This window comes from Allobosea sp. GW823-FHT01F03, assembly GCF_058798075.1.
Genome location: NZ_CM179505.1, coordinates 3,616,917 through 3,632,343, shown reverse-complemented (window position 1 = coordinate 3,632,343; position 15,427 = coordinate 3,616,917). Strand labels below are relative to the sequence as shown.

At 64.2% G+C, this 15,427-nt stretch carries 12 protein-coding genes; 6 read left to right on the top strand and 6 right to left on the bottom strand.

Going from position 1 to position 15,427, the window contains the following annotated elements; genetic code table 11:
• Positions 1-37 precede the first annotated feature (37 nt).
• The gene (locus AC3RCC_RS17430; protein ID WP_492256052.1) at positions 38-1,843 is read right to left on the bottom strand and encodes an adenylate/guanylate cyclase domain-containing protein; all 1,806 of its coding nucleotides are present in this window, start codon (positions 1,841-1,843) and stop codon (positions 38-40) included.
• A gap of 155 nt (positions 1,844-1,998) precedes the next feature.
• Between AC3RCC_RS17430 and AC3RCC_RS17425 the strand changes: the two genes are divergently transcribed.
• The 3 genes from AC3RCC_RS17425 to AC3RCC_RS17415 all read left to right on the top strand — a co-directional run bounded on the left by AC3RCC_RS17425 (position 1,999) and on the right by AC3RCC_RS17415 (position 6,292).
• On the top strand, positions 1,999-3,435 hold the full coding sequence (locus tag AC3RCC_RS17425; protein WP_492256051.1) for a S8 family serine peptidase: 1,437 nt from the start codon (positions 1,999-2,001) through the stop codon (positions 3,433-3,435).
• A gap of 453 nt (positions 3,436-3,888) precedes the next feature.
• A protein-coding gene (locus AC3RCC_RS17420) for an IS3 family transposase (RefSeq protein WP_492258796.1) occupies positions 3,889-5,066 on the top strand; the annotation gives its coding sequence in 2 pieces (ribosomal slippage) (positions 3,889-4,153 and positions 4,153-5,066; 1,179 coding nt in all).
• A 194-nt stretch (positions 5,067-5,260) separates the two neighbouring features.
• On the top strand, positions 5,261-6,292 hold the full coding sequence (locus AC3RCC_RS17415; RefSeq protein ID WP_492256050.1) for an Ivy family c-type lysozyme inhibitor: 1,032 nt from the start codon (positions 5,261-5,263) through the stop codon (positions 6,290-6,292).
• 421 nt (positions 6,293-6,713) lie between these two features.
• Here the strand turns inward: AC3RCC_RS17415 and AC3RCC_RS17410 are convergent, their stop codons facing one another.
• The gene (locus tag AC3RCC_RS17410; protein WP_291640391.1) at positions 6,714-6,971 is read right to left on the bottom strand and encodes a hypothetical protein; all 258 of its coding nucleotides are present in this window, start codon (positions 6,969-6,971) and stop codon (positions 6,714-6,716) included.
• Positions 6,972-7,483: 512 nt separating this feature from the next.
• On the opposite strand from AC3RCC_RS17410, the gene AC3RCC_RS17405 reads away from it, so the two are divergent.
• From AC3RCC_RS17405 to AC3RCC_RS17395, 3 genes are all read left to right on the top strand, one after another.
• Positions 7,484-8,247, top strand: a protein-coding gene (locus tag AC3RCC_RS17405) for an IS5 family transposase (RefSeq protein WP_492256049.1) whose coding sequence is annotated in 2 segments (ribosomal slippage) — positions 7,484-7,820 and positions 7,820-8,247 — 765 coding nt in all. Because the reading frame shifts where the segments join, the coding sequence is not laid out codon by codon here.
• A 79-nt stretch (positions 8,248-8,326) separates the two neighbouring features.
• Positions 8,327-9,211 carry a hypothetical protein gene (locus AC3RCC_RS17400; RefSeq protein WP_492256048.1) on the top strand — a complete coding sequence of 295 codons (885 nt, stop codon included), beginning with the start codon at positions 8,327-8,329 and terminating at the stop codon, positions 9,209-9,211.
• A 226-nt stretch (positions 9,212-9,437) separates the two neighbouring features.
• Positions 9,438-9,644 carry a death domain-containing protein gene (locus tag AC3RCC_RS17395; RefSeq protein ID WP_291640388.1) on the top strand — a complete coding sequence of 69 codons (207 nt, stop codon included), beginning with the start codon at positions 9,438-9,440 and terminating at the stop codon, positions 9,642-9,644.
• A 333-nt stretch (positions 9,645-9,977) separates the two neighbouring features.
• Here the strand turns inward: AC3RCC_RS17395 and AC3RCC_RS17390 are convergent, their stop codons facing one another.
• The 4 genes from AC3RCC_RS17390 to aspT (AC3RCC_RS17375) all read right to left on the bottom strand — a co-directional run bounded on the left by AC3RCC_RS17390 (position 9,978) and on the right by aspT (AC3RCC_RS17375) (position 15,399).
• Entirely contained in the window at positions 9,978-10,121 is a 144-nt protein-coding gene (locus AC3RCC_RS17390; RefSeq protein ID WP_291640386.1) for a hypothetical protein, read from the bottom strand.
• 124 nt (positions 10,122-10,245) lie between these two features.
• The gene (gene aspT, locus AC3RCC_RS17385; protein WP_492256047.1) at positions 10,246-11,928 is read right to left on the bottom strand and encodes an aspartate-alanine antiporter; all 1,683 of its coding nucleotides are present in this window, start codon (positions 11,926-11,928) and stop codon (positions 10,246-10,248) included.
• Positions 11,929-12,015: 87 nt separating this feature from the next.
• Complete coding sequence (locus AC3RCC_RS17380; protein WP_492256046.1) at positions 12,016-13,659, bottom strand: bifunctional aspartate transaminase/aspartate 4-decarboxylase; 1,644 nt, start codon at positions 13,657-13,659, stop codon at positions 12,016-12,018.
• A 48-nt stretch (positions 13,660-13,707) separates the two neighbouring features.
• Positions 13,708-15,399 carry an aspartate-alanine antiporter gene (gene aspT, locus AC3RCC_RS17375; RefSeq protein WP_291640380.1) on the bottom strand — a complete coding sequence of 564 codons (1,692 nt, stop codon included), beginning with the start codon at positions 15,397-15,399 and terminating at the stop codon, positions 13,708-13,710.
• Between the last annotated feature and the right edge of the window lie 28 nt (positions 15,400-15,427).

The window sequence follows — 15,427 nt, the reverse complement described above, 5'->3', positions numbered from 1 at the left end:
TCCATGTTAGGAATTTTAGGCGATTATGCCCTCGCTATCAGTTCGGCAGGCCTGCCTGCCGCAAATGTGCGGCGAAGGCCTCGCGCAGACCGGGTTCGAAAAACGGCAGGCGCGTACGTGCATACATGTCCAGCGAGAAACCGGGGCGCACGGCCATGAACCGGCCAGCCACCTGCCGGGCGTCCTCTTGCGAGCCAGCCGCAGCCAAAGCCGCCGCGAGCAGCAGGAGCGTCGCCCCATGCAGTGGGTTCTCAGCCAGCGAGCGACGTTGCCAGCGCACAGCCTCTTCGAAGCTGCCGCTGGCGTAGTGCGCGATGCCCAGAAACATGAGCTGCGAATAGCGCATCGGATCATGCGGCGAGAGCCGGAGGCCATGTTCGGCGCGACGCACCGCCTCCTCGCCTTTGCCAAGATAGGCGAGCGTCGCGCTGGAAAGCGTCCAGACGAGGGCGTGGTTCGGGCAGGCCGAGAGAGCCTGACTAAAACATAGCAGCGCAGCGTCGCTGTCACGCCGCAGCATCGTGTTCATGTGCCCCAGGGTGGCGAGAGCCAATGCGTTCGCCCTGTCGATGCTTGTGGCGCGCATTGCAAGCTCTAGCGCCTGCAATGCGTCGTCGTCCGGATTCTGCGACCACCCGCGTCCGATCCGCACGCTGTGCCATCGTGCGGCCCAGGCGACCGGCAGAGCGAAGTCGGGCTCCTCGACCATCGCCTCCGCCAAGTAGCTGCGTGCTCGCTCGAACGTGTCGTAATCCGCACTCGCTATCGTGTAGAGGGCGCGCAGCATCCGATCATAGGCTGTGAGGCTCTCCGGTGACTTGCGCATCGCGCGTTGGAGTTCGGCAGAGCGCACCTGTGGCGCGAGCCCGATTGCGATCTTGCGGGCCACCTCGTCCTGCAGATCGAAAATCTCGCCCCTGCCGATGCGCGCTCGCTCGCACCAGAGCGTCTCGCCCGAATGCGTGTCGCAGAGCTGCACCGAGATGCCGTACCCTTCGCTGATGCGGCGCATTCTCCCGAGAAGCGCGTAACGCACGCCCAGTGCACGGCCCACCTCTCGAGGGTCCGGCTGGCGTCCGCGGAAGATGGCGCTCGATGCCGGGGAAACGACGAACAGCTCGTGCAGGCCGGCGAGCGACATGCCCACGTCCTCCGCGAATCCGTCTCCGAAATGAGCATCTTCCGTATCCCCATCCTGATCGAGCAGTGGCAGTACGGCGAGGGAGGGCAGTCCGGCTCCTGTCTGAATCGGAACGGTGACCCGTACCAGTTCTGTTTCGATCGCAAACAGGCGCGCGCGCTTATGGAAGCCCTTCAGATCGGCATATCCCAGATCTCGCAGATCGGCCCGAGTCGAAGCGTCCAGCGCATCCCACACGCGTTCGGAGATCACGATTCCGCCGGGCGCCGCGTGTGACTGCAACCGCGCCGCAAAATTCACCGCATCCCCAAAAATCTGGGAGTTGCTCTCGAACACGTCGCCAACATGGATTCCGATACGGAGCACAACCGGCACTGTGTCGGCCGAGCTGGCAGCCTCGAGATCGGCCCTGACGCTGTGCTGGATGGCGCGAGCCCACGCGACGGCATCGCTTGCGGCCTGGAACCCGGCCAGGACGCCGTCGCCGAGCACGTCCACGATGCGGCCTCTGCACCGTTCCGTCTCGGGCTCGATCAAGCCATGCAGGAGGCCCATCCATCGCCCATAGGTGCCGACCTCATCGGCGGCCATGAGCGTCGAGTAGCCAACAACATCGGCGAAGGCGATGGCGACCGTGTGACGACCGCCGTTGGCTGGCACGGCGACATTTCCGTTGGCGTCGAGGTCGGAAGCGAACACCATCGGCACACCCACCTGCGGCTGGATCCGATCGGTCGGGGCGCCGTTCGCCGGCCCCGGGGAATTACGATTATCATGGCGCTCGAAGCGCCTGAGCGCTAGTCTTTTGAAAGTGCTGGCAGGCGGGAGCCGGCCCGCGGCAGGATCGGGGGCTCAGGATGTCCGACCCGAACGAAATCCGCTTGGTACTGTCCGTTCACGCCTGGAAAGAACTGCGCGACGCTTACAAGCGCTGGAACTCCGAAGAAGTCCATCGGCAACTCAACGCCAGAATGCGCTTGGGGCGTGATGACTTGTTCAGCGTGGTTGCCTACCCGTCGAATATTCCGCCCCCTGCTGGCATCGACATCTCCAGGGATGAACTTCTCGACTTTCTGGTTTTCGGGATCGTCGTTCATGGTGGACCGAAGGTCGCGGAAACCTTTGCCAACAATGTGACACGTGAGAATTTTGGATCTGACGTCGGTCTCGGCGCGGATCTCGTCGTGAATCCGGCGCAGGATGCAGTCTCAACTCATTGGTGCCCGGACGAAGCCGACGATGGATTGATGGGAGATCGCGCCACAGCACTCAGGACAATCCGGGCCAACCCGACGTTGCTGGCTGCGGCTGGATTGCCGGGGCCCGAGCAAGTCAACATCGTCTTCGTGGACACCGGCTTGCGGTTGGGCCTCCTTCCGGCGGGCAGTTTCAAAGGTTGGGCCGTGCTGGAGGATCCAGCACATTTCGGCGGCGCGGTACGACTGCCGGGCAACCCGCTGACCTCTCACGGCGAGATGGTGGCGCGGAACGCACAGGCCGTTGCGCTCGCTGCCGGCTCTTCTGCCAAGCTGAATCTGCTGGATTGCCCGGCAATCCCAGACGGCATCACACGATTGCCTATCTTCCTCAGTTCCGTCGCAGCCGCGCTGTTTTCCGTGTTCAGTACCATTGCCGCCGGGGGGCGGAAGGCAGAGGGCTGGGTGATCTGCAATGCCTGGGGCGTCTTCGATCCGACCGTGAAACCGGGCCAGGCATCTTATGCCGACAATCCCGCCCACCCGATTGCGATTGCATTGCGGCTGTTGAACGGGATTGGAGCCGATCTTGTCTTTGCCGCCGGCAACTGTGGCCAATTCTGCCCGAACCCGCGCTGCTCTCCAGATTTTACGGGCCCGTCCGGCGGCATCAATGGAGCCAATGCGTTGCGGGAGGTGTTGACAGTGGGTGCTGTGCGCAACGATCGGCTCTGGCTCGGCTATTCGGGCCAGGGACCGGGTATCGATGGCATGGAGAAAGAAAAGCCGGATGTATGTGCGCCCAGCCAGTTTGCGAGCGACGACTACCCGGGCCGCAACACCGGCACCTCCGCGGCATGCGGTCTCGTGGCGGGCGCTGTTGCGCTCATGCGCACGAAGTGGCGATCCAGCACGCTGACAACGGAACGGCTTGCGGATGCCATCCGGCGCAATGCAGCTCAGCCCTATGGTCCCCGGGGCTGGCAGGAGCGAACTGGGCACGGCATTCTCAATCTCGCCGCGACCGCGGCGGCATTGAACCAGTCTGGACAACCAACAGCCCGACCGATGCGCCGTTCGGCAAAAATGGGAAACTAGGCCGATTCAAAGGCTGCTGCTCCTCACAACGACGCTACGGTCTATCCTCAAGCCAGACTGCGTTCCCAGCCGCGACGCTGTAACTTCGGTGGCCGCAATGAGCGTTCTGCACGCGAGCGGACTGCGCTCCGAGTACCGGTTAGCCGGCGCGGACAGCGCCCCAGGATCGGCCGAGAGCCTGCTATCGGACGCTTCCCCTTTGCTTTCCGGAGGAGGCTTTCCCGAAGTCCAGGACGCCGCGAATTCGCGTCACGGGCTTCGCTGAGTAGGTCCGCTTTCAGGCGGCAAGCCAACGTCCGCCAATGGCGCTTAGACGAGCGACGGATGCAGTATAATGCGTCCCGGATGCGGCATCCCGATGGAGGACGCGTTATGCTTGTCGAAGCTCAGTGATCCACCCCCGTTGAATTGGTCCACCCTGAAGTATGTCTTTTGGCAGACAGGAGGACCGCAATGCCGAAGAAGCGTCACAAGCCCGAAGAGATCGTCGCGAAGCTGCGCCAGGTCGATGTGTTGGTCTCGCAGGGGCAATCCGTTGCCGATGCGATCCGCTCGATCGGCGTGACGGAGGTGAGCTACTACCGCTGGCGCCGTGAGTTCGGCGGCCTGAAGACGGATCAGGTGAGACGGATGAAGGAGCTTGAGGCCGAGAACGCCCGGCTCCGCCGCGCCGTCGCGGATCTGACACTCGACAAGCTGATCCTGAAGGAGGCGGCTTCGGGAAACTGGTAGGCCCCGCGCGTCGCCGTGCGTGCATCAACCATGTCAGGCTCGCTCTGAAGGTATCGGATCGGAGGGTCTGCCGTGTGTTGGGGCAGCACCGCTCGACCCAGCGCCGGATCCCGCGCAGACGCGACGATGAGGAGCAACTCATCGCCGACATCGTCGAACTGGTCCGCTGCTATGGCCGCTACGGCTATCGCAAGATTGCCGCGCTGCTGCGCTCGACGGCAGGCTGGGTGGTCAACGACAAGCGGGTCGAGCGCATCTGGCGACGCGAGGGGCTGAAGGTTCCGGCCCGACAACCCAAGCGCGGCCGGCTCTGGCTCGCGGACGGATCCTGTGTCCGTCTTCGCGCCGAGCGGCCCAATCACGTCTGGTCCTACGACTTTGTCGAGGACCGCACTCATGACGGGAGAAAATACCGCATGCTCAACGTGATCGACGAGTTCACCCATGAATGCCTGGCTATCCGCATCGACCGGAGACTGAAGGCGATCGACGTCATCGATGTTCTCTCGGACCTGTTCATCCTGCGCGGTGTGCCGGAGCATGTTCGTTCAGATAATGGCCCCGAGTTCGTCGCCAAGGCCGTGCAGGAATGGATCGGCGCGGTCGGCGCCAAGACGGCCTACATCGCTCCTGGCAGCTCCTGGGAGAACGGCTTCATCGAGTCGTTCAATGCCAGGCTCCGGGACGAGTTCCTCGATGGCGAGATCTTCTACACTCTCGCCGAGGCGAAGATCGTCGTCGAAAGTTGGCGGCGGCACTTCAACACCGTGCGCCCACACGGCTCGCTCGGCTACAAGCCTCCCGCGCCGGAGGTCTTCATCCCCTCCATGGCCGTGCGGGCTGCGCAACCCGGATCTGCTACGCCGCCCGCGCTGGCGCCCAGGCCAACCGTCCACTAACAATCAAGCCGGACCTCTCGGCGGGGGCGGATCAGGAGTCGGCGAGATGCGACGCGGTGCGGGTAGCCCCTTGACCGCAGCCAAGCCACAAGGTGACGCTGGGGCGATCCGACAGGGGCAAAATGATGCTTAGACTGGCTGCGACTTTGACAATGGCGCTCTTGGCATCGCCGGCGTTGTCTCAAGATCACCCTATGCACTTGCTGAAGGAGCCTTGGATCAAGGCGAAGTGGTCTCACGCGATAAAGGGCTCAGGATTCAATAACTCTTGGGTCGGCGACCTGTCGGGCGTCGCCTCCGCTCCTGAGACGATGCGGGACGCATCGGGCAAGAGCTGGACGGTAGCGGAACTCTGCCAGCCACATGACTGCGCCGACAACAAGCTCGCGGTGATTATCGATCGCCAGAATCGCAACCTCTGGGGTTTGCTCCTCAAGGCCAACCCGACCTCCCGCAGATATTTCGGCAATCCCGGCTCCGAGGAGAAGGCGTTACTGGAGGCCGCGTTTCACGGCAGCCTCGCCAATGTCGGCAGCAGGAGCACGGGCGTTGTCGCCGCCGAGCAGGACGATGGCGAGGTGCTGCTCAACACGCCATCATCAGAGCCGCCGCGAGGCGCCCCGACGCAGGCTGCCGCGCAGAGCGTGCCGGCGGCCCCACAGGACCAGCCGCCGCGAGAGCAGCCGTCTGCCGAGCCAGCGGTATGGCGCTATGGCAATCACCCGCTATTCGGGCAGTCTGCCTATGTCGACAGCGGGGGTGAAAGCGTCGGCCTCGTCTGCGCATTTCGCGGCGTCGATCTGATGCGAAGCGAGACCGTGCTGTTTCGGATTACGCGCGGCTTATCGCCCCAATCCACCACGCCCGGTCGCAGTTCTATCTTCGTCGAAGGGCAGGTCAGCGGCGGCAGCGTGCTGTTCAAACCGCACCCGCGTGGCTTCTTGGAGATGAAAGAGAATGCCTGTGGATACATCGAGACTATCCGCCGCGGCAAGGCGCTCCTCTTTGCCGAGGGTACCTTCATCAGTGTTGAAAGCCGCGGCAGGACGTCTGTTACTACGTTGGAGCAGCGCGGGGTCAGGAAAGAAATCGCGGGCGACCGCGACCTGCACAAGCTGGTCGACACGAAGCGCGTACCCTTGACGGGCGCAGCGAAGGCAATCCGGCAGCTGATCAATGCCTGTCCCGCAATTAGGGCGGATTTCAAGAATGACTGCGGGGTTTGACGCGTTTTTCCGGCCCGACCGCACATCCGCAGCCGGGCCGGCTAGCTGTTGCGCCGCTTCCTCTAGCACCCCACCAAGCCGATCAGACCCCCAGCGCCTCAGCACGGCCGTCTGAATCGACAGCGGCCGGATGATCACGACCTGGCAGAAGCCGCCGATACCGGCCACAGCAGGCCCCACACCCGCGTGCGCGCCGCGGATTTTGCGTGCTCTTCCATCAGGGTGACGCCGGCGCTTGGGTAAAGTCGATCGGAGCGCGACGGTTGGCAGCTCTCCGGGAATAGTGACCCGGCGCCCGGTCCGTTCTTGCCCGGCGCCGTGATGATCGGCTCTTGGCTGAACCTGTTCGCCCGGCGCAGGCCTCCGGCTACCCTGCCGTGAAGCGCCCCGGCCCCGCTCACGCGGGGCCGGGGCGATCTTATCAGTACACCCAGCGGCAGACCCGCCGACGGCGGCCGAACCGGTCCCGCGTTACGGTGCAGACCTGGCGCCGCCGACGCGGGCCGCGATAAGGCCGGCCGCGGTAATACTGGGTGAATTCCGACGGGGTCTCGTCAAGCTTGGCGGCCGTGTCGAGCGGCAGCTGGGACGCTTTTGCCGCCTCGCTCGCGACCACGGTTCCGACCGCCGTAGCAGCAATGCCGCCGAACAGGGCAGTGAGAAATGAACGTCGATTCATTGGAGGCTCCTTCGTTGAGGGCTTCAACAGAGGCGCGCAGAGTTAACAAAAGGTTGTCTTGCCCTCCGCGATCGACGCCGCGCGCGAGGCCGTGCAGCCGTGAGTTTGCGGTTCGACCGCCGGCCGGGCGTTAGGCGAAGCTTTACCCAGCGCTGCCAAGATCGCCTCGAAACGGATGGCGATCTGGAGCTGCCGCATGATCTATTTCGCCATCGCCTGTCTGGCGTCCGCGGCCGTGTTTCTTGAGATGGCTGATCGGGCGCCGGAGCTGCCCTGGCACGACTGACCGGCCACCTGGATCGCCCCCATCCACCTGCATCGATCGGCGCGGCGAAGCCGGTGGCGTGTCAGCGTCGCTGTCATGCAACAGGTCGTCGATCGCCGCCGGCACGCACAGGCGCAGCTGCTCCTGCGAAATCCGTTGGCGTGGATGCGCGCTAGGCTCTGAACTCAATCGGGTTGCGGTTGGTTTGCTCGGCTGATTCAAAGTCTCTGCTGTTGTGGAGGCATGGATGGGCAAGTCGCTGACTTGGTTAAGCGATGCGGAGTGGGAGCGGATCGAGCCGTTTCTGCCGCGCGGTCGCTGTGGAGCCCGGCGTGTGGATGATCGCCGGGTAATCTCGGGGATCGTGCATATGCTGCGGATCGGGGCGCGCTGGCGCGATTGCCCGCCGGAGTATGGCCCCTACACGACCATCTACAATCGCTTTCACCGCTGGAGCCGACAGGGCGTCTGGTTTGCGGTGTTCGAGGCGTTGACCGGCCACAGCGGCGCGTGGGGTGCGGTCGCGATCGATTCCACCAGCATCAAGGTCCACCGCTCGGCGGCCGGCGCAAAAGGGGGGCCTTCGTACAAGGCATCGGCACCTCGCGCGGCGGACGTACCAGCAAGATCCACGGACTGACCGATCTCGCCGGACGGCCGCGCATCCTGTTGATTTCGCCGGGCAACACGTCCGACATGACGATGGCACCAGCTCTGATCGAAGCGGCGCGCGGTCGCTTCGACAAGCTGATCGCCGACCGCGGCTATGACACCAATGCCATCCGTGCCGCGATCCAGCAGCAGGGTGCCGAGGTTGTCATCCCCGCTACGCGCAGCCGCAAGGCCCCGATCCCTTACGACCGTAACGCCTATCGCAACCGCAACCTCGTCGAACGCCTCTGGTGCAGGCTGAAAGACTGGCGCCGCATCGCGACCCGCTACGACAAGCTCGCCACCAACTTCATGGCAGGCGTCTTCATCGCAGCTGCAATCACCTTCTGGTGTGATTGAGTCCCGAGCCTAGAACAGTGGCGGCGCAATTGCGGTTTCCGGAAGCTTCCGTAGTATAAGACGGTCGAGAGGCTTCGGATTGGCTATGCAGAACAGGCGCATCGTCGCGGCAGCGGCATTCGTGGCGCTCGCCGGCAGCGTCTACCTCATTTCCGAATCCTTTAGTGACCAGAATGTCGAGGCGACGGCTTGCGACGCACTCGCAGCCCACCCCAGCGATCCCCGAAAAAAGGGCGCAGGCGTCGCGCTGGGAAAGCTGCCATTTGAAAGCGCGATCGAAGAGTGCAGCAAGTCAGTAAAGCAGCATCCGAAGGTCGCTCGTTTCAAATATCAGCTCGGGCGTGCCTTCGAGGCTGGCAAAGACCTTTCCAAGGCAAATGCCCTGTATCGGGAGGCGTCCGCGCTCGACTATCCGATGGCCGACTTCAACATCGCCATCGGGTATCACAATGAACGGAAATATGATCAGGCCCTCGAGAGTTTCAAGAAAGCTTTAGCTGGTGGGGCTTCGGTCGCGAAATCGGAAATAGAAAATTATTCTTTTTCTGGTGATTCATTCTCGGCGAAAGATATTCTTTCCGAAATCATGGTGAGCAAAAAGCCGACTTTTGATTTTTCTAGCGCTGCCTATTACGCTTATGAATTTGCATCTCTATTCAATAATGCATGTAAAAATATCGGCATTGGTGCTGCGGTCTATGATCTGGAGCGACTGGCAAAGCGAAAAATGATGGGAGACATGTTGCGTGGCTTCGCGGCCGGCGAAGGGCGGCACGGCTATGGCAGCCGTGAAGCGGCGCTGGAGAACGGGCTGACGGTCGGCGCGGTCGTATCCGCGAGCATTCAGCAGCAAGCCGCTTTCGCAAAACGCGATGCCCAGACCTTCTATGATCGCTACCAGTGCCGCGGCCCGGTAGCCGACGCGTTTTTCAGCAATCTGAGGGAATGGGTGCGGACCCTGTAGAGCCGGATCCGTTCGGGTTGGAACAAGCTGAGCCGCGCCTGCGCGCGCAATCTCGTCGGCAGGCTTGCCATTCTGACCCTCGAAGCCCGGTCGGCGAGGCCGCCTGGGCCGCGCCGATGCGGCTCCCTGATTTTTCCGAAGCGGGGCGCTCGGAAATTGATTTGCGTCATGGGCGCCTGCCGCCCAAGGTCTAGACTCTCCTGCCGCATCGGGGAGGCCGCTATCCATGACGAACAAGGAATGGCTGGATCGACTGGCGAAACTGGAGCGCGAGCAGATCGATCACTATCGCGCGGGACGGGCGAGCGAGGGCGATGCTGTCGGCCTGACCATATGCAGCTTGATAAGCGAGGGCCGCGCCCAGGGCTTCTGCGTGCCGGACGGCAGGCCTCCTATCGCCGGGAGTGCCGAAGCCGGCCGTTCCCACGGGTAGCCAGCGCGGATTGGCGCCTCCGCTTTGCGCGTCAGCTAGATCGCCGCGCGTCCGTTCGGACGCGGTCACGGTGATCTATCTCAGTGTTATCGCATCGGCGTATCCGGCCCGTCGGCAGGGCCTTGCTGGCCCGGGGACGATGCCGAGCGCAGTGAGGCCTTCACGAGCGGGGTGCAATGCTTGGGCAAGCACGAAAACAGCACGCTCTCAAGGCGGGCCGGGCCGCCGGCCCGGCGTCGGGGTGCATGGGGCGGGACCTGCCGGGTCTGCGGCCCGTCCTGACTGAAGCCTGCTGCACGCCGTGGATTCGGCGCGCGGCAGGGGCGCGCAGTTTCAGGGAAGGACGCTGTTGCCGAAGAAGTCGGTCTGGCGTGTCGGCGCGCCGATGCCCGGCTGGGTGTAGCGCGGCCCTTCGGAGGAGGGCGGCGCGCCGGTCGATACGCAACCGGACAGGGCGGGCGAGAGCAGTACGGCCATGATGCAGCTCACTGCAATGAACCTGGTGGGCTTGCGTCTGTCTGCATCTGGTCTGTGCATGGATCGCTTCCTTGGAAAGGGCGTGGGCAGGAGCTGACGTCGCCGGGAGGCGCGCGCCCGACCTTTATCTCGCCATCAGGGCGACAAGGATAGGCCCCCAGGCCGTGAGCAGGATGTTGCCGATTGCATAGGGCACCGTGTAGCCGAGGGCGGGGATGCTGCTTTGTGCCTCGTCCTGGACGGCCCTGAGCGCGGCTGTGATGGTGCCCGCGCCGGCGCAGGCGCCGAGCACGATGAGCGGGTTCATCTTCAGCACATAGTAGCCGAAGAGAATGCCGACGATATGCGGCAGCAGCGACGAGACGAGGCCGACGACGATCAGGCTGGCTCCGGTCGCCTTGAGCCCGGCGACGAAGCTCGGTCCGGCCCCGATCCCGACAATGCCGATGAATATGCAAAGCCCGACCGTGTCGAAGATCCAGATGGCCGGCTCGGGAATGCGGCCGAAGAAGGGATAGGCCGAACGCAGCCAGCCGAAGACCAGGCCCATGAACAGGGCACCGCCACTCGCCGTCAGCGTCAGGGGGATGCCCCAGACGACCACGGAGAGCAGGCCGAACAGGCCGCCGAGAAAAATGCCCAGGCCGACGAAGATCATGTCTGTCGCCGAGGTCTGGCGGTCGGGATAGCCGAGTTCGGCGGCGGCCCGCTCGACCTCCGCCAGCGGCCCGACCAGGGACATCATATCGCCGCGGTTCACCTTCGTCGCCGGAGTGATCGGCATCGCGATGCCGGCCCGCGTCAGCTTGGACATGAAGACGCCGCGCGCGAAGGCGCCTTGCGCCAGCTCCGCCAGGGACCGGCCGTCGATCGCGCGATTGGTCAGGACGACGTCGAGCGCCTCGAGCGGGATGTCGAGCAGCTCGGGGTCGCTGACCTCCGGACCGATGACGTCGCCCCGGGCGGCGTGGATTTCGTATTTCGCCATCACGGCGATGATGTCGCCGGCCTGGATCCGGTGGTCGGAGGCATGGTCGAACAGGGCCTTGCCGGAGCGGACCCGCAGCACGAAGGCGCGGACCCCCTTGGTGGAGGCTTCGAGTTCGCCGATGGTCTTGCCGGCCAGGGTCGGGTTCTCGACCCGATAGGCGCGGACATCGAACAGCCGCGCGGCCGAGGTTACGCCCTCCGCATGACCGGCGGCAGCGCCCGCCGCCGATTGCATGGCCGCCGCCTCGCGGAGATCGATGCGCATCAGCTTCGGGCCGATCTTGGGCAGGAACCAGACCAGCACGGCCGTCCCGACCAGATAGGTGACGGCATAGGCAACGGGGATGTTGTTGACGAGCGCGTCTCGCTGCGCCTGCGGCAGGTCGAGCCGCTGGATCGCCTCGCCGGCGGTGCCGATCACCGTCGATTCCGAAAAGGCGCCGGCAAGCAGGCCGGCGGCCGTGCCCATGTCGAAGTCCAGCAGCTTCGCGAAGGTCAGGGCCGTCAGCAGGCAGGTGACGCAGAGCACGACGGTGAGCGCCATTTGCGGCAGGGCGTCGCGTTTCAGGGCACGGAAGAACTGCGGCCCGACCTTGTAGCCGGTGGTGAACAGGAAGAGATCGAAGAACACCGCCTTCACGGTGGCCGGGACCTTGATGTCGAGTTGCCCGACGAGCACGCCGGCCATCAGGCAGCCGACGACCACGCCCAGACTGAAACTGCCGAATTTCAGCCGGCCGATCAGGAAGCCGAGCGCGACCGTCAGGAAGACTGCGAGCTCGGGATTGTTGCGCAGACCCTCGACAACGAAACCCATCTCCTGCCTCGCTGGAAAGCCGGGCCGTTCCGTCGGCGGACCGGCATCGGACGCAAGATCAACTGGCGGACGTCACGACGGGCACAGTCATGCCTTCTTGGCGCCTCCTGGCGATTTCGTGGTTGCGAGCGCCTGGTTGTAGGCGTCGAAGGCCTGGCGGTAGCCGCGTGCCACGGCGCGGGTGGCGCGGCCGATCTGGCTGTAGACCTCGTCGTCGAGATTGGCGAAGGAGACGCGGACCGACCAGTCCGGAGCATGGAAGCCGCCGCCGTTCAGGAGCACGATGCCGTGGTCCTCTGCCAGGCGGAAGACGATGTCGAGCGGGTGGATGTGCTCCTTCATATAGGCCACCACCTCCGAGCCGACATATTTGTTGGCCCAGAACTCGAAGTCGACCAGGCCGTAATAGCGGTCATGGAGCGGGTTGTCTGGCACCTCGATGCCGAGCCCCTCCACCATGCGCTGGGCGCGCGAGTGGACGATCTCCATGCAGGTCTTCTGGTAGAGCTTGGCCTCGTCCATCATCTCCGACAGCGAGAACAGCGACATCATCACCTGCTGCGGCAGCGACAGGCCGGCGGTGTGGTTGAGCGCGACGTCGCGGCTGTCGGCGACGATGCGGTCGATCATCTTGATCTCGCGCGGCTTCAGGGTGAGCGCACCGTAGCGCTTGTCGAGCGCCGTCTGGATGTTCGCGGGATGCTTTGCGATCGCCTTGTCGAAGATGTTGTCGCGGTGGATCGCGATGACACCGAGCCGCCAGCCGGTGCAGCCGAAATATTTGGAATAGGAGTAGACGCCGATCGTGTTGTGGGGCAGGGCGCCGAGCAGGCCGCGGAAGCCCTTCACGAAGGTGCCGTAGACGTCGTCGGTCAGCAGCATCAGATCGGGACGCTTGGTCTTAACGAGCTTGACGATCTTGGCGATGGTCTCCTCGCTGAGGGCGACCGCGTAGGGATTGCCGGGGTTGACGACGAAGAAGGCCTTGATCTTCGGGTCCTCGAGCTTCTTCAGCTCCTCGTCGGTGAACTGGAAGCGGTTCTCCTGGGGGGCCGCCACCGTGACGATATTGAGCCCGTAATCCTCGAGATGCGGCATTTCGAGATAGGGGGTGAAGATCGGCGTCGCCAGCGCGATGGTGTCGCCGGGGTTGAGGAGCCGGTTGGCTTTCAGTGACTTGAAGATGTAGCACATCGCCGCCGTGCCGCCCTCGACGGCATAGAGGTCGAACTGGCCGGCGGGACGCGGCTCGCCGCACATGGCCCACATCAGGTATTCGTGCACGATGCGCTCATTGTGGACGAGCATGCGGTCGGGAACCGGGTAGTTGTCGCCGATGATCGAGTCGACGAGCTCATGCACGAAGGCGTCGGGCTTGAAGTCGAATTTCTTGACGGCGAAGGCGACCATGTCGCGCAGGAAGGTGGCGCCGGGGGAATCCTTGTGTGCGGCGAGCCATTCGTCCAGCCGCATGGCGATTCCATCGGCCTTGGGCATGCCGCCGATACCCGCCGGCTTGCTCATCACCCTCCGGCTTTCGGTGATCGCGAACTGACCGAGCAGGAAGAAGCCTTCCCGCGGTGTCGTCGCAACCCAGTTCGGGTTGCCGCGCCCGGCATTGAGCATGGCGATCGAGGAATTCTGGGCGGTCAGCTTGGCGAGCCGGATCAACTCGTCCTTGATCTCGAAGGGGCTGAGCGTCTCGAAGGTCCGCAGCGTGACAGGATCCATGATATGCTCCCGGTAAGAGGCTGAGATCGAAGGCTTTCCTTGGCCCGCCTAGGTCAGCAGCATGATGATCACCATGCCCCAGATCGTCAGGAGGGTGTTTCCGACCGCATAGGTCACGGTGTAGCCGAGGGCGGGGACCTGGCTCTTGGCGGTCTCGCAGATCATGCCGAGCGCGGCGGTTGTGGTGCGTGCTCCGGCGCAGGCGCCGAGCAGGATCGCCGGGTCGAAGCGGAAGATGTACTTGCCGGCGAACATCGCCAGGACCAGCGGGAGCGTTGTTGCCAGGGCGCCCCAGAGGAAGAGGCCGACACCTTGCGTCTGCAGTCCCTTGACGAAGCCGGGACCGGCCGAGATTCCGACGACCGCGATGAACATGTTGAGGCCGACCGAGTTCATGAACCAGACCGTCGAACTCGGAATGCGGCCGAAGACCGGGCGTACCGAGCGCAGCCAGCCGAAGACCAGGCCGGAGATCAGCGCGCCGCCGGCGGTCGACAGCGTCAGCGGCGCGCCGCCGACCTTGAAGACGAGTGCACCGATCAGCGCGCCGAGCGTGATCGCGCCGCCGATGAAGGCGACGTCGGCGACATCGCTCGGCCGGTCGGGGTGGCCGATGACCTTGGCGACGGCCGCGATGTCCTGGGTGCGGCCGACGATGGTCAGGATGTCGCCGCGATGGATCACGGTATTGGCGTGGATCGGGATGTGGGTCGCGGTGGCGCCGCGCACGATCCTGCGCAGGAAGACACCGCGGGCCGATGGCAGCCGTGAGAGTTCGGCCAGCGTCTTGCCGTCGGCCTCCTTGCTGGTAACGTAGACGTCGACGCCCTCTGCCTTCACGTCGAGCAACTCGGGATCCTCGACCTCTTCGGCATTCTGGCCGATCAGGTTGACGAGCACTTCGCGCGGCCCGGCGACGGCGACGATGTCGCCTTCCTGGAGGATGGTGTCGGTGGTCGCATCCATGATCACGCCGTCGCGGCGGATGCGCTCGACGAAGACGCGCGCATCGGGCACCAGCGCCTCGGCCTCGGCCGCGCGCATGCCGGCGACCTTGGCGCCGGCCCGGACCCGGAAGGCACGCAATTCGAAGCGCCGCCAGACCGAACCGGCGCCGCCGATTTCCTTGTCGCCGCCGAGCCGCGCTTCGTAGTCCTTGCAGGCCTGGACGAGGTCGATATTGAGCAGCTTGGGGCCGAGCAGGGCGAGGACCATCGCCGATCCAACTGTGCCGAAGATATAGGTCACCGCATAGGCGACCGGCATGGCATCGAGATACTCCTTGGTCTGTTCGGGCGAGAGGCCGAGGCGGTTGATCGCGTCGGTCGCCAGCCCCATCGAGGCCGAGATGGTCTGCGAGCCCGCATAGAGGCCGGCAGCGTAGCCGGGATGGTAGCCGGCGATCTTGGCGATGATGACCGGGATCGCCAGACAGAAAACGGTGACGACGACCGCGAAGATCGCCTGCGGCGCGCCGTCCTTGGCGATGCCGCGGACGAATTGTGGTCCGACGCCGTAGCCGACGGCAAACAGGAACATCAGGAAGAAGGTCGATTTGACGTTGGGTGAAATCGTGATGCCGAGCTGGCCGATGACGACCGCGGCGATCAGTGTCGAGGTCACCGCGCCGAGGCTGAAGCCCTTATAGGCGAAGCCGCCGACATAATAGCCGATGGCCAGCGACAGGAAGAGCGCGATCTCCGGATAACTGCGCAATGTACTGGCGAACCAGTCGAACATGGGAGGTCTCCTGATCTGGCGACGCAGT

Excerpts from the sequence above, each read along its gene's own strand:
- AC3RCC_RS17430 (WP_492256052.1), bottom strand. The coding sequence starts at position 1,843 with ATGGTGTTCGCTTCCGACCTCGACGCCAACGGAAATGTCGCCGTGCCA.
- AC3RCC_RS17425 (WP_492256051.1), top strand. The coding sequence starts at position 1,999 with ATGTCCGACCCGAACGAAATCCGCTTGGTACTGTCCGTTCACGCCTGG.
- AC3RCC_RS17415 (WP_492256050.1), top strand. The coding sequence starts at position 5,261 with ATGCACTTGCTGAAGGAGCCTTGGATCAAGGCGAAGTGGTCTCACGCG.
- AC3RCC_RS17410 (WP_291640391.1), bottom strand. The coding sequence starts at position 6,971 with ATGAATCGACGTTCATTTCTCACTGCCCTGTTCGGCGGCATTGCTGCT.
- AC3RCC_RS17395 (WP_291640388.1), top strand. The coding sequence starts at position 9,438 with ATGACGAACAAGGAATGGCTGGATCGACTGGCGAAACTGGAGCGCGAG.
- AC3RCC_RS17390 (WP_291640386.1), bottom strand. The coding sequence starts at position 10,121 with ATGGCCGTACTGCTCTCGCCCGCCCTGTCCGGTTGCGTATCGACCGGC.
- aspT (WP_492256047.1), bottom strand. The coding sequence starts at position 11,928 with ATGGGTTTCGTTGTCGAGGGTCTGCGCAACAATCCCGAGCTCGCAGTC.
- AC3RCC_RS17380 (WP_492256046.1), bottom strand. The coding sequence starts at position 13,659 with ATGGATCCTGTCACGCTGCGGACCTTCGAGACGCTCAGCCCCTTCGAG.
- aspT (WP_291640380.1), bottom strand. The coding sequence starts at position 15,399 with ATGTTCGACTGGTTCGCCAGTACATTGCGCAGTTATCCGGAGATCGCG.